Source organism: Anaerobacterium chartisolvens (assembly GCF_003337415.1).
GTDB classification, from domain to species: Bacteria; Bacillota; Clostridia; order Acetivibrionales; family DSM-27016; genus Anaerobacterium; species Anaerobacterium chartisolvens.
Map to the genome: position 1 here is coordinate 1 of NZ_QPJT01000031.1, position 13,922 is coordinate 13,922.

The following is a 13,922-nucleotide window of genomic DNA, read 5'->3' on the forward strand; positions in this document are numbered from 1 at the left end:
CTTCTTAATCTCATTGAAGCTTCCAAGATATTGAAGCACCTCTTCCGCCACCTGTCCAGCGGCTTTCCTAAATCCGGCTTTGCCCTCCTGAACTTGGGCAGCTCTATAAACCTTACCTCCATTATGTCTGTCAGCTTGCAGTCCTTGTGCCTGTCTTCCCACAGGTGAAACACTGTGCTGTAGCTGTCCACATCTATATAGCTGAAATCCAGTATGTTTATCGTTATTGTAAATATATTATTATTTTACCAAAAATCTTAATGAATTAACAGACAAAAGAGGATACAGTTTTAATGTGAAAATAAAACAGTTATGGGGAAAGTCATGGATTTTATATATAAATGCCGCCCGTTATTAAAGAATAAAAGCAATAAGAAGGTATGGTTTGTCTGATTGCTGGAATTTGCAGATTACCACTAATTAAGCACAAACATTGCCTTTCTTTACAACGGACGGCAAATTTTAAATTTATTCAGTTTATAAGCCTGTCTTGCTTTTTGTAATTTATATTTTAATCATATTTCTTAAAACCCAAGCCGTTTTCATGCAAAATTTAGCAATAACTCCTATACGTGTTACTTTCATATTCAACCTTTTAAGAATACCTCGACAAGTGTCGCATATTTTGCCACTATTATTATTTATTATCCATTAATTTCTATAAACGAATTATAAATTACTTACTGCAATTTGTCAATTGTTTTTTATTAAAATATTTTACTATTTGCGTATTCATATTTTTTTTATTATCATATAAATATTGACATATTATGCTTTTTGTAATTATAATGGGTAAAAGTATAAATAATCGACGGAGGATTTAATGCGATGGAGATAACTCTTGGCAAGCGTATAAAACAATTGGTAGGAGAAAAGAAAGTGCGTCAGCAGCAAATAGCCGCCGAGCTGGGAATCAATGCTTCCACCCTCAGCAGCTATGTAATAGATTACCGTGAGCCACCGATAGAGAAGCTTAAAAAGATGGCTGAATATTTCGACGTTTCAATTGACTACCTGACAGGTTATACCCAAAGCCGAAGCCCATACCCTCCGCACCTATCCGATGAAGCCATAGCTTTTATAAAGGATCCTCAGAACCAGATGTATTTAAAGCTCGCAATGGATATGAAGGGTATAATAATAAGCACTGCTTCTCAAAAAGAGGCTTTTAATTCGGAAAAGCTTGTTAGCAATGAATAAATTATATTTGCCCTTAGTAGTTCGTATTATAAAATATGAAAAATATATTTACTTTTGGAAAATCAAAGTATAAAATATTTACATATTATTATTGATTTAGCATATTAAGGGGGTAATAAATAAAATGTTTAGCAATTTGCTTCAAGTAGATGTTCTTCAAAAAATTATTTTAAATATAGTGACGGTTTCGTTTTGGGAGGCATTGTTTTTAGTCATATTTACTTATATTTTGATGGGAGAGTTTGCATATCTGGAACAGCCGGAAGAAGATGAATTTGAGAGACTGATTCAAAAATCCGATTATGGAAGGGTATTTATACCAGCACTTGTGGGAGGGACAACATCAAGTATCTTAAGATACACAGGGGCAGCCTTGCAGGTAAGCCTTCCCTTATTTATTTTATCCATTCTTATTACTATTATTTTGTTTGGGGATATATTCAACAACAGCACTGCGGCTAAATGGATACTCAGAGCTTCTGCATTTTGTCTTTTAGGCATAGTCGCGATGTTCTCTTCAGAATATTTATATATTCCTATTGTTATCTACGGAACTGGAAATTCAATGTATGAAATAAACAACAATCCTTTTTTAAATTTTGCACTTTCATTACCTGCTATTATTATGCAATATTTGGCGTTAGCAATCTTAATCGCCAAAAAACGTACTCTTTCTAAAACAATTATTTTTAAAACAATATTTGAAAGCAAGCTTCTATCTACAATTACCATATTTTTATTAATTTTTGATATTGGCCTTATGCTCGCAATAGGTAAATTGGTTGTTTTTGATAAGATTTTGATTAATTATAGTTTATTTGTTCAACTATTAGTAATTATATCAACTTTTTTATTTCCAATCTTAAATATATCTGTACTTATATGGAGTGTGTATTATATATCTAATAAAGAAAAATCACGACAAGAAAAAGCCTCCGACTCAATAAGATGTTTGATAGAAAAAATACAGTCAAGCATGGATGAGGACAATAATAATGCAGGACAGATAAAGCTAAATATGCTGTCATTTAATTATGACCTTTTAGAAATAGCAGATTACCTATCCACAAACAATAAGAAGGGAGAAAGATCAAATGAATAGGCTTTATTTTGTAATTGGGGGATTGATAACGGCAACGGCAATGCTATTTGTTTCATGTGCTTGCCCAATATTTTTTTATCAGCCAAAAATCCCAAAAAGCCTAAGATAAAAACATAATACACAAAAGATGAGCGTAAAAAGGGATGCCGCAGGCATTCCTTTTTGCGGTGGTAGAGGCAGACCTATGTGTCTGCTCTGATGTCTAATCTCAAATTTCTGCATGTTCCGCGTTTGTGGGTAATTCAAGGCAGACACGCAGATCGGCCTCTTCCCTTTATTTTATACTTTCAACCTCTTCCACCGTAAGCCCTGTGAGCCGTGCGGCACACCCTGCATAAAAAAACATGCCCCCTTCACAGCAGCGGCCTTGTTGTTTTTACGCCTTCTGCTGCAAAGAGAACATATGCTTTACATTCGCACTTTTAGCTCTAATATTCTGAGAAATTAGTAAGTCTCAGCAAATACCTCAAAGTAGGATTGGGGATGCACGCAGGCGGGACATTTATCGGGAGCACTGCTGCCCTCGTGAATATAGCCGCAGTTTCCGCACTTCCATAAAATCTTTTCATTCTTTGTGAAAACAGTATTATTCTCTATGTTTTGAGCAAGCTTTTTATATCTGGTCTCATGCCTCTTTTCAGCAGATGCTATCATTTTAAACGCAGCCGAAATCTCAGGAAATCCCTCCTGTGAAGCCACCTCTGCAAAGGCAGGGTAAAGATCCGTCCACTCTTCATTCTCACCGTCGGCAGCCGCCTTCAGGTTATCCAGAGTAGTTCCCTGGGCAACAGGGTATCCCGCATTGATCTCAATAACAGCAGGCAGTTCACCTGCCAAGCCCTCAAGCAAAAACTTGTAAAACCTTTTTGCGTGCTCTTTTTCATTGTCGGCAGTTTCAATAAAGATGTTCTTTATCTGCTTGTAGCCCTCCTTATCAGCTACCGAAGCATAGTAGGTGTAACGGTTGCGCGCCTGAGATTCTCCGGCAAATGCCTTTAAAAGATTTTCAGCGGTTTTGGTTCCTTTTAAGCTATTCATAAATAACCTCCTGTTTTTTAATTTTTTTATTATTATCAAGGCATTTTGAACATGTGCCCTTGTAATAAACATTTTTTTCATCTACACTAAAAAGCTCCAGTCCCTTTGCGTCAAGGCTGTCTAAGTTAATCTCGAAGTCAAATATCCTTCCGCAGCACTCACATTTAAAGTGTCCGTGATCCGATACGTCCATATCGTACCTTGCCTCATTGTCCTCAATAGTTACAAGCCTTACCAGCCCTGCTTCTATAAAGGTATTCAGAGTGTTGTATACTGTTGTCTTTGAAAGAGTGGGAATTTCCTTTACAAGCTCATGGTATATCTCATCAACAGTAGGATGACTCCTTTTCTCTTTAAGATATTCCATAACCCTGATTCTGGCATAAGAAGGCTTTACCTTGTGCTCCATTAAATACCCCGCTAAATTATCAATAGGCACTTCCATTATGGCAACCCTCCTTCCTTTGAAAAACATTTCATGTTATAATAACAAAATTGTAATGATTACAAATTTATTATAGTTATAATCATTGCGTGTGTCAATACCTTTTATCAAAATTTTTTAAAAGTTGAAAACGCTTTTAACATGTATTTTAGCTTTGTTTGCTTACTATTAAAGCCCCGGCTTTATGAACCGGGGCTGGAAAAAGGAAATATGTTAAAAAGAGGAACACTACTGAAAAGCTTTTGTACAATTATTAGTGTACAGCATAATTATTAATATACTTTTGATTTTATGTGAACATATTGTAAATAAAATTTCAGCAGTTATATAAGTATCCGAGTAAGCAGATTAAAGAGCGGAAGCGTTATAATTGAAAAAAGCGTAGAAACAGCAATAATCATTGCTCCATATTCACCGTCCAGCCCGAATCTCGCAGGCATCAGTGTTACCGACGCCGCCACTGGGCATGCGCATGCCAGAATACTTGACATAATAACATCATCCGCTCCCTGCATCCATCCCGCCACACCGCACAGCTTGATGATCAGAAGCATTATAAGAGGCAGGACAATCAGCCTTATTGCAGTGGTAAAATAGATATTAACGTTCCGAAAGGCAGTTTTAAAATTAATTCCTGCAAGGTACATTCCTGTCGTAATCATGGCAAGAGGCGTGTTGGCCAACGATATGGCCGAAACTGCATCTCTTATCACACCCGGTACGGGGAATGATGTCAAATAAAGCACTATGCCCGTTATAAAGCCTATAAATCCGGGGTTTAGCAGACATGCCTTTAAGCTGAAGCTTTTCCGGCCGGTAAGCGTAATAATTCCATTTGACCATATCAAAACATTAAACACACTTATAAAGGCAACAGCGTAAAACAGCCCTATATCACCTACCGCAACGGATATTAACGGAAAAGCCATAAACCCGCAGTTTGAGTATATTGCGGCAAGCCTTTCAATTCTATACCTTGCGTCCTCGCGCCTTTTTATGAGGATTGAGGAAAGAACTATAGCCATTATATGAAATACAACCGCAAGCAGAAATGCCAGTGCAAGTCCCTTTAAATGCTCCTTTTCTACCGGTCGCAAATAGGAGTTCACCATCAAACACGGCATTACCACAGCCAGCACGAAATTCGAGAAGCTTTTTCCCGCTTCCTCCGAAACAATCTTCTTTTTAATACAGGCTATTCCTATAAAAATAAATATAAAAATTAATAGAACCTGTCTCCCAACCAATAATGCTTCCTGCATATTCTGCCTCCTTTATGCCAATCAAAAAATAAGCCAAAACTATATAAATTATGATATAAACTATCTAATAAAGGATGTAAAATAATATCCGGAATAATAATTTCCCCGGAATGCGTGACCGAGATATAATTTCAGCTAACTAAAATCACAAGCGCCTTCTACAGGTATACATGCTTTTATAGTTAGAGTAGAAATTATTATGGAGGATATTATTTTACATCCTCCGATATGCAAAAGCCTAAACTATATAAAAACAGCCTCAGAAGTATATTTCTAAGGCTGTTTTTATATTTGCTAAGAAAAGATTTCTTCAGCCCGTACTATATTAATCCCGATTTCTGCAGCAGCCTTCTTACAATTATAGCCGCCTCCGCCCTTGTCATTTTATCCTTTGGCGCAAGCGCCTTACCTCTCTTACCCAAGATTATCCCTGATCCCACACAAGCCTCTATGCTTTCCCTTGCCCATTCGGCAGCTTTTGAGGAATCTTTGAACTCTGAAATGATATTCCCCGCTTCACCGGCTTTGAATTCTGTCTTCAGCCCCGTAATTTTCATGGCTCTTGCAACAATCATCATCGCCTGCTCACGTGTAATTTGATCATCAGGTCCAAATTTATGGTTTCCATAACCTGTTACCACTCCGTACTCACTTGCAATAGATATTTCATCATAATACCACATGTCCTTTGAAACATCAATGAAAACGTCCTTGCCTGTCCCCGGCCGCATCAAGCCCAGAGCTCTCACTACCGCCGCAGCGAACTCCGACCTCGTTATATTGCTGTCGGGCTTAAACTCGTTTTCACCCGCTTCTTTAAGGATAAGCCTTGAGGCCATGTCCTCCACAGCTTCTCTGGCCCAATGGATTTTGGTGTCGTCAAATTCTCTCGGGCTCCATATAACGGTGTAGGTACTGTTAGTCAGGCTGCTGATTTTTGCGTAATACCTTCCGTCAATTGCGGTAAGCACTGTGGGCACATGGGATAAAGTGCCGTCAGCATTCAGTATTACACCCGTAGTTATGTTTTTGGGATCAACACCCTCAGGTATTGCAACCATTCTCTCAACATACCCTTTAAACCTTGAGATTTCTATCTCCTTGTCTCCGCTTGTGCAGGTAATTTCAAAATCGACCGGACTCACTACCAGCCTGTAATTGCCCCTGTCCGCTGCATCTTCCACTATTCTTGCAGTTTCCTGCGACGATTCTGATATTGTTATGTTCATTTTTATATCCCTTAAATCCACATGCGCACCCATTTGAGCTGCAATACCGTCAATACCGATTTGGGACGCGGGAAGTGTATATATTATGTTATCCATTTTAATCTCAAGTACGGCTCCTCTTGCTTCCATACTCCTGACTGCCTGTGCGTCCAGCTGCCCCACCGCAATATCGGTGCCGGTGCTAAACGGTATTGTCACCACGGCATTATTACCTTCCTTTTCAAGCATTTTCTCTACTCCCCTGCCGTCCAGCTCAATGCTTGTCACCGTTTTATCTCCCTCTTTTGCCGTAGCTGCTGTAGCCAGTGTCTGAGCTTTGCCGTTTATAAGCACCTCAACTCCTCCGGGTTTAGCCGGCTTTGTTGGTTGTGAGTCAGTATTGCTTTTCGGGGGCCTGTCGCTGCCTGAAGATTTGTACGGAGTTACGGTGTTGGATGCCTCGGATTCCACGCCGGTCCCCGCACTGTTGACAGCTCGCACAGTAAAGGTGTAGGCTGTGCCGTTGCTTAAACCGGTAACCGTAATTACCGTACCTGTACCCATAGCCGTTATACCTCCCGGGCTTGAGGTCACAATGTATCCTGTGACGGGACTTCCCCCATCATCCAGCGGCGCTCTGAAGCTTACAGTTGCACTGGCGTTTCCGGCAGAAGCCGAAACATTTTCCGGCGCTCCGGGAACAGTTACAACAATGCCTCCGTCTTCCGCCGTTCTGGCTCCCGCTATGGCAGTACGGTATACAGCGCCTTCATTATTTGTTATATCGGCATACCACCAGTATTGTGTGTCCTGCGTAAGGCCCTCCCATATATAGTCCGCCCCTCCCGAAATATTTTCCCTCTTGCCTATGCTGCTGTTTGTATATACATCTATATTCAAGGAGGTAGTTTCAAGAGTCTTTATCGCTGTATCAAACTGTACATCCAGCTCATAAATATCCTGCGAGCTTGCTGCCACACCTATATCGTAAGACTCCAGCTTAGGTGCGTCAAAATAATTGAAGTCATCCTTGTGCGGTGAGTATGCATTCATATATATCCTGTTATTTTCCAAATCAAAGTAAAGCATTTTCAGATACTGGAGTCCGCCCTCCTCCGCACCCTGGTAGTCGGTGCATATCTGATATACCCTTCTCTCCTTCACACCGTCTCCGTCGTCGTCAAATCCGTCAATCTTAATCGCGGCCCCAAAGTAATGCCCGTTCAGCACCGCAAAGACATTCGGATTTTTTTCGACCACCTTTTTTTGAACAAGCTCTCCCGTATAGTCAAGAGTCCCTCCCTGCTTCAAATAGCGGTGTATGGCAATTATGGCCTTGCGGTCGGGATACTGCGCCAGCACCTCGTTCATCCATTGTACCTCGGGGTAATGTACATCCCAGCTCATATACAGTATGATAAAGTCCTGCCCTCCGGCGGAAATCAAATCGTAATGACCCAGATTGTTGCGGTAGGAGCCTCCGTAATAGCTGTTATCCTTGTAACGCTGCTCGCCGAAGTATTTCCAGTAATTATCGTATTCCTCATTTCCCGAGGCAGCATCATGGTTTCCTGCCAGAACACCGTTGGGCATGCCCGCGTCATCGAAAATGCTTTGCGCCGCGTCAGCTATCCTCCACTGCTCATCCCTGTCCCACTCATCAATAAGGTCGCCTGTATTGATTGTATACTTAATGTTGTATTTATTGCGGTTGTCAACTACCCACTGATTCATTTCTGTATAATGGTAAGGCCAGCTTTCAACATAATATTGAGGATCTGTAACCCATGCAAAGCTAAAATCATAGCTTTCCGGCACTCCTGTACCGTCCCATGTATAGCCTGCTCTTCCGCTTTCCCCCATCGTATCTTTAAGGACGCCATCGGCTGCGGTATAGGGATAGATTCCCTCACTTCGGCTTTGCACCAGCAGCAGCACCTTTCCGCCCTTAATATGGTTTTTGGCATTAAACGACGCTTTAAGCTGCTTCCCGTCCCCGACCGCCACCTGCTCCCATTTATTGTCTGCCGCATTGAGTACAAACATCCGAAGTACCCCCGGCGCTTCGCTACTTCCCTTCCAATCCACCTCAATCAGGGAATCCTCATCCAGGCTTCCGGTGTTTATGCTGAATACCTGATAAGGAAGCTCTGCACGGCCGCTTGAGCTCAAGCTGTCTGTTCCTCCCATCAGAGGGTAATCTCCCGCCCCCGAACTGATCCCGATATTGTTTTGCAGGATTGAAAATTTCTTCCCCTCCATAAACTCCACCGTAACATTCTCACTATATCCGTCATCAATGTCTACCTTCAAGACAGCAGAATCGCTTTCATCCTGCACGACTTCCACAGGCTGTCCGCCTGTCTCCGGGATATTCACCGTAAAGTCAACTGATTTTTGCGTGGTATGTCCCGCATAGTCCGTGTATGAAGCACTCAAGGTATGTGTACCGCTTTTTTGCTTAAGGTGGGACACTGTATAGGGAAGCTGAATTTCTACTCCATCCAGAGTAACCTGAGTTTTTGTGTCATCAATACCGCTGGCATGATCAACGGCCTGAGGAGAAATGACATCTCCGCTCTTTAAAGCCTGCCCCTGATCAATACCCATATTTATCTGAGGCCCTGTATTGTCCACCATGATTACAACATTTTTTGAAGCGGCAGCCGAAGATGCCTTCACCACATGCTCTCCTTCAGACAGGTTTGAAGTATCAAGAATTATCCCTCTTGCCTTTATGTCATCGCCGGCTATGGTAAAGTGTATATCCAGAGACATACCTGTCTTGCCTATCGTGTACTTCTCATTGTATTCAATCCCATTATCGGGATAAATAAATGTGCCGTCAGGAAGATATAAAGCCATATTGCTCATTATAAACTCAGCATGCTCCCCGGTTTCCTCAAAAGGGCTGCCCTGTGAGCCGGCGCGTAAGGTTACCGTAACCTCATAGTCCCCGTCAGCCTTCTTTTCAAAATAGCTTCCGTCGATATATGCCGCTTTGTGGTTTACATTTGCCCAGCTTGACAGCAGCTTTATAACATCCTTTCCTACAGTTATTGCGTTTTTAAAGTAAGAGGTAAGGCTGTCTGACTTATATGAGAAATATGCCCCGGTTTCCATTGTCGGAATAACAGGCTGCTCTTCTCCGTCAAGCTGTATGCTTATATCCCCGTCCCCGCTTGGTGTTGCCGCCGCTATACCGACAATGCCGCTTACAATTGCCCCGTTTTCTATGTTAAGAGTTATTCCCTCTGTATCTATAGCGGGCTTGATGACAACCTCATAAGTCTGGGTGTCATAATATCGAAATGCGTTATATGCACGTATATAAAAGGTTACCTTTTTATGTCCCAGAAACTCGCTTGCAGGAATAGATGTTATCAACTGTCCGGCTATGCGCTGCCTCTTTTCCAGCTTTACTCTGTATTCTTGCTCATCGTCAAATTTATAATAGGTTTCTATGGTGTTTACGCCCGTCGCCGTGTCATAGCAGTCAAAAGCTATATTCAGTGCTTCCCCGTCCTCAATTCCCTCGGGAATTTCATCTCTGGGCCTTAATACCATAGTGCTTTCGTCGTCAATATATCCCCCGTAATTATCAAACGGAACTCTCTCCGACGGAACCTGCCAATCTTCGACAGTGCCCGGTGTAGGCGCGCTTTCAATGTCCCCCTTAATCATCCGCATTTCATTATCTCTGCTGTATGTATAATGAATGGAAGAAATTTTTGCGGTATCGTCAAACTCGTCCTCATGATAGGTTGCCAAAAGCACCGGATTGCTATAGGTATTCCCTAATTTTATAGTCCTCTCTTCATTAGGGCTCATTCCTGAATAATTAATTTTTACGATGGACTTATTTTCTTCAAGCTCGACACCGTAAAGATTGTTAAAGTCGGCAACGGTTTTGCCGCTGTCATTGCTGATCCACGCCACCAGCGTTTTGCCCGGCTCTATATAAAGGGCATTGTTGTCCAATGTCCAATGCTTATACGACAGACCGGAGGGATATTCGTAAAATATACTGTAATAGGTAAAGTTAACGGTATGATCCGAATTATTGTAAAACTCCAGATAGTTATATCCCGTCTCCTCTGTCTTAAGCTCTGTCATAAGCACCTGAGGCTGCTCGGCGGGATCGTAGGAATAGAGCATACCAACTTCGGCCTCCTCTGATATCGCAGTCTTGATATCGTTATGGGCCTCAATATACCACTTTAAGCTCTCTCCCCACAATTTAGCACGGGGGACACTGACGCTGAAAATTCCATTCCCCTCGTTTGCCATGGATATTTTCTGATAAGGCGTATAATCGCTTTGCTTTATATATATGCTTGCCCTCTGGGCGTCTGTAATATTTGCCGACACCTTAAACGGCTCTCCGACGGAACATGTATCCTCGGCGTCAATACTCACAATTACCGGTTCATTTGGAATTGGTGGAGGAGTATATTGTTCTTCTGCTACAATACCCGGCGTAGGTGATGCCTGCTGCGTGTAGACAGTCATCTCAACGCCCTCCGCAGGCATACGGAACTCAATGCTTTTGCCATCTGCGGAATCTGTAGCGGGAGTATAGGCCGCCTCACATATCACATTTCCGCTCCCGTCCTTTATACGAAAGCTCCCGTTATAGGTGTTATAAAAGCCCAGACATGGGGATGTATTTACCTGATAAACACCTATGCCGGGGTTGTCGCTTAAATAAGGAAATGCATTGCGGAAATCATCAACGGAAGGGATTTTTTCCGTTGCGCCTGAATACTTGTTCACCTGATACCCCCACAGGACTATGCTGCCATGGGCAGGTACTATGACATCCTCAGTCTGCCCGTACAGCGAAAGGGCATATTCCTTATTTGCAGATTTCCTATAATGGTGAAGGCTGAAATCCTGCGTAAAGTTGGCGGGGATATCTGTAGGATTGTAAACCTCAACATACTCCATGGTGTCAAAGAGAGCGCCTGAAGGAACCCATTCCGGACGGTTTATATCGTCTATGTAGGCTTCCGTTATTATCAGTGACGCAGTGGCGGGCTCCCCAAGTGTCTCAAGTATTGCAGGTGCTTCCGTATCTTCAGGCGTCTCCGTATCTTCAGGCGTCTCCGTCCCTTCAGGCGTCTCCGTCCCTTCAGGCGTCTCCGTCCCTTCAGGCTCTTCAATTATTTCAGACTCTTCAGGTGTTTCATCCTCCACGGTATCGTCTATATAAGATTCTGTTGCTGTCAGTGCCTCAGTATCGGATTGAAATATGTATCCCCCGGAAGTATCCTCCTGTGCGTTTACAACAACAGGCTGAAAAAAAGCAGATATAGCAATTGCAAAGGCAGATATGATTGTGACAGATCTTTTTAAAACAGTGTTCATAATTACCCCCTCTTAAAATTATATTTTATGTTAACATATTTTCTGCCTATACTCTGTAAAGCCTATGTAAAATTTCCGCATGGTTAAAGTAAAATTTAAAACATCCTGACAAATTCCCTCATGAAATACGGCAAGTCTTCAGGACGCCTTGAAGTGACCAGGTTCCCGTCCGCCACAGCCTCACTGTCCAGATATACGCCTCCGGCATTTATTAAGTCATCCCTTATTCCGGGATAGCACGTGCATTTTCTGCCGCACAGAACCTTTGCGGAGATTAATATCTGCTGTCCATGGCATATCGCAGCAACAGGCAGTCCCCTCTCCATAAAGCGTCTGACCGCATCCAATACCGCCGCGTTCTGTCTGATTTTCTCAGGTGCTTTTCCTCCCGGTATCATAAGCCCGTCATATTTATCCGGGCAAACCTCCTCAAAGCTCATTCCGGCCTGAATAACAAAATGATATTTTCCGTTTACAGGCCCCTTTGCGAACGATGCAACATCCACTGAAAAGCCTTGCTCTATCAAACGGAAATACGGATAAAGCACCTCCGAATCATCGTATCCGTCCGCTGTAATCATCAGTATTTTTTTCATAATTTAAATCATCCCCTATAAATTTATTGCGTTAATGCTCCCCTTTTACTTGAAAAACCAGACGGCCTCCGCGCAGTCTGGTTTTTCGCTTTTATTGAAAGGCTCTATTTCTGTGAGTTATAAGCCTCCGTGGCGCCCTTTTCCCACTCCTTGCCGCCTTCACTTTCCCATCGTGCAATTGCTTCCTTATATTCCTTCTCCAAATCTCCCTTGCTGGAAACCAGCTGGCAGAAAACTTCCTTTTCTATATTTTTCAGGTTTGCTCCGTAGTTTATATCAGCATCAAAGGATGTGTAAATAAAGGGCCATTCAATTGTACACATGTCATCCGCCATTGCAACACCGCGCTTTGTCAGTTCATTTAACGTGCGGCGCTCAGTAGTTATCTTAGGCTTCAAGAACTCGGAATAGACATATACACCGTCATTTCTGCTTGTGGTGCTGTCATCATATGGCTTGATTATTTCATAGGTGCCTGCCTGTTTATCCAGCCAGTTGAAATGTGTGCCTTCAACCCCAAGCCTCAGCAGTGCGTTTCCGTCCTCCGATACAAAGAAGTCCAATAGCCTGACAGCGGCAGCGGAATCCTTGCACTGGGAGCTGACTACGACAGTAGGCGTATAGCTTGGATAAAGCTTTCCTTGAGCCGCGACTCCAGAAGGGCCCTTAATCTCCGCAAAATCAAACGTTGGTACAGGGTTTTCAGTATAGCGTGAGGGCATCCAATTGTTTGTGGGACCGGGACACTGGAAGTCAAACGCCCCCACCTTCCCGTTCCATAGCTTTCCAAAGGAATCCATAGTGGGTATGGCCGCGAAATCGGGGTCCATAACCCCGGCCTTATATAGCTTCCGGAAGTATTTTATAGCCTCCAGAAAATTCTTGTTTTTCATTCCTGTGGTTACCGTGCCGTCATCCAATTGAGTGGGACGCAAACCAACATTATTAGCCGCGATGCCATAAGCACCCAGAATACTTGTAAAGTTGTTCCAGTTACCTACAATCGAAGCACCAAGTCCAATGGTGTCATCCTTTCCGTTCCCGTCGGGGTCATTATATGTAAAGGCATAAAGCACATCGTAAAGGCTGTCCAGATCAGTAGGCATTTCCTTTCCTACCTTTTTAAGCCAGTCAGTTCTTATATTCATATTCTGTGCATATTCGTGATCCGCATTGAACAATGCATATATTTTTCCGTCTTTGTTCAGAGGATGGCTTGTGATTACGTCTCCCAGATTTTCCTTAATTGAGCTTGAAGTGCCGACATATTCAGTAAGCTCCGCCAGCATTCCGTTCTGCTTCATCTGCTCGGCATCGGATATCGTCATTACTGAAAATATGTCCGGAAGGGTTCGAGCGGCAATTAAAGTGTTAAGCTTGGATGCGTTATCAGCCAATGAGACATAGGTTACCTTCATTTTAGTATTTGTTTTGGCTTCAACCTCCTTCAGCACTGAGTTTGTATCGGGAGGTGTGTTATCACCCACTACCAATATGCTCAATTCAGCGGGGTCTTGGGAATTTGTTCCTATGGTGCCGGAAGCTCCGCTGCCTTCATTGCCATTCGAGGGGGAATTTCCGCAGGCACTTACCGCCAACACCATTGCAGCTATAAGTAATGCACTTGCAATTCTTTGAATCTTTTTCATATTCTCCTCCTTAACATCTAATATATTTATTTTTATTTTTTGTAAAGCACTA

At 42.6% G+C, this 13,922-nt stretch carries 9 protein-coding genes and 1 pseudogene; 3 read left to right on the forward strand and 7 right to left on the reverse strand.

The genetic code is table 11. The features are described from left to right. Positions 1-191: pseudogene (locus DFR58_RS18735) on the reverse strand (hypothetical protein); the annotation flags it as partial. A 637-nt stretch (positions 192-828) separates the two neighbouring features. Here DFR58_RS18735 and DFR58_RS18740 point away from each other — a divergent pair. From DFR58_RS18740 to DFR58_RS22645, 3 genes are all read left to right on the forward strand, one after another. Beyond that, on the forward strand, positions 829-1,200 hold the full coding sequence (locus DFR58_RS18740) for a helix-turn-helix domain-containing protein (RefSeq protein ID WP_114299598.1): 372 nt from the start codon (positions 829-831) through the stop codon (positions 1,198-1,200). A gap of 229 nt (positions 1,201-1,429) precedes the next feature. After that, the gene (locus DFR58_RS18745; protein ID WP_207659279.1) at positions 1,430-2,302 is read left to right on the forward strand and encodes a hypothetical protein; all 873 of its coding nucleotides are present in this window, start codon (positions 1,430-1,432) and stop codon (positions 2,300-2,302) included. After that, a complete protein-coding gene (locus tag DFR58_RS22645) occupies positions 2,295-2,411 on the forward strand; it encodes a cyclic lactone autoinducer peptide (protein ID WP_114299602.1) in 117 nt (38 codons plus the stop codon). Before DFR58_RS18745 ends, DFR58_RS22645 begins: the two co-directional genes overlap by 8 nt. A gap of 335 nt (positions 2,412-2,746) precedes the next feature. On the opposite strand, the gene rbr is transcribed toward DFR58_RS22645, so the two are convergent. From rbr to DFR58_RS18780, 6 genes are all read right to left on the reverse strand, one after another. Continuing rightward, entirely contained in the window at positions 2,747-3,340 is a 594-nt protein-coding gene (gene rbr, locus DFR58_RS18755) for a rubrerythrin (protein ID WP_114299604.1), read from the reverse strand. Then, the gene (locus tag DFR58_RS18760) at positions 3,333-3,785 is read right to left on the reverse strand and encodes a Fur family transcriptional regulator (protein WP_114299606.1); all 453 of its coding nucleotides are present in this window, start codon (positions 3,783-3,785) and stop codon (positions 3,333-3,335) included. Before DFR58_RS18760 ends, rbr begins: the two co-directional genes overlap by 8 nt. Positions 3,786-4,108: 323 nt before the next feature. Continuing rightward, a complete protein-coding gene (locus DFR58_RS18765; RefSeq protein WP_114299608.1) occupies positions 4,109-5,047 on the reverse strand; it encodes an AEC family transporter in 939 nt (312 codons plus the stop codon). A 320-nt stretch (positions 5,048-5,367) separates the two neighbouring features. Then, positions 5,368-11,625, reverse strand: coding sequence for an S-layer homology domain-containing protein (locus tag DFR58_RS18770; RefSeq protein WP_114299610.1), 6,258 nt, complete (start codon positions 11,623-11,625; stop codon positions 5,368-5,370). A 95-nt stretch (positions 11,626-11,720) separates the two neighbouring features. Next, positions 11,721-12,221, reverse strand: coding sequence for a type 1 glutamine amidotransferase domain-containing protein (locus DFR58_RS18775; RefSeq protein WP_114299612.1), 501 nt, complete (start codon positions 12,219-12,221; stop codon positions 11,721-11,723). Positions 12,222-12,325: 104 nt separating this feature from the next. Next, complete coding sequence (locus tag DFR58_RS18780) at positions 12,326-13,870, reverse strand: extracellular solute-binding protein (RefSeq protein WP_114299614.1); 1,545 nt, start codon at positions 13,868-13,870, stop codon at positions 12,326-12,328. Positions 13,871-13,922 lie beyond the last annotated feature (52 nt).

Coding starts and splice junctions, on each gene's coding strand:
- DFR58_RS22645 (WP_114299602.1), top strand. CDS start 2,295: ATGAATAGGCTTTATTTTGTAATTGGGGGATTGATAACGGCAACGGCA.
- DFR58_RS18740 (WP_114299598.1), top strand. CDS start 829: ATGGAGATAACTCTTGGCAAGCGTATAAAACAATTGGTAGGAGAAAAG.
- rbr (WP_114299604.1), bottom strand. CDS start 3,340: ATGAATAGCTTAAAAGGAACCAAAACCGCTGAAAATCTTTTAAAGGCA.
- DFR58_RS18760 (WP_114299606.1), bottom strand. CDS start 3,785: ATGGAAGTGCCTATTGATAATTTAGCGGGGTATTTAATGGAGCACAAG.
- DFR58_RS18770 (WP_114299610.1), bottom strand. CDS start 11,625: ATGAACACTGTTTTAAAAAGATCTGTCACAATCATATCTGCCTTTGCA.
- DFR58_RS18780 (WP_114299614.1), bottom strand. CDS start 13,870: ATGAAAAAGATTCAAAGAATTGCAAGTGCATTACTTATAGCTGCAATG.
- DFR58_RS18765 (WP_114299608.1), bottom strand. CDS start 5,047: ATGCAGGAAGCATTATTGGTTGGGAGACAGGTTCTATTAATTTTTATA.
- DFR58_RS18775 (WP_114299612.1), bottom strand. CDS start 12,221: ATGAAAAAAATACTGATGATTACAGCGGACGGATACGATGATTCGGAG.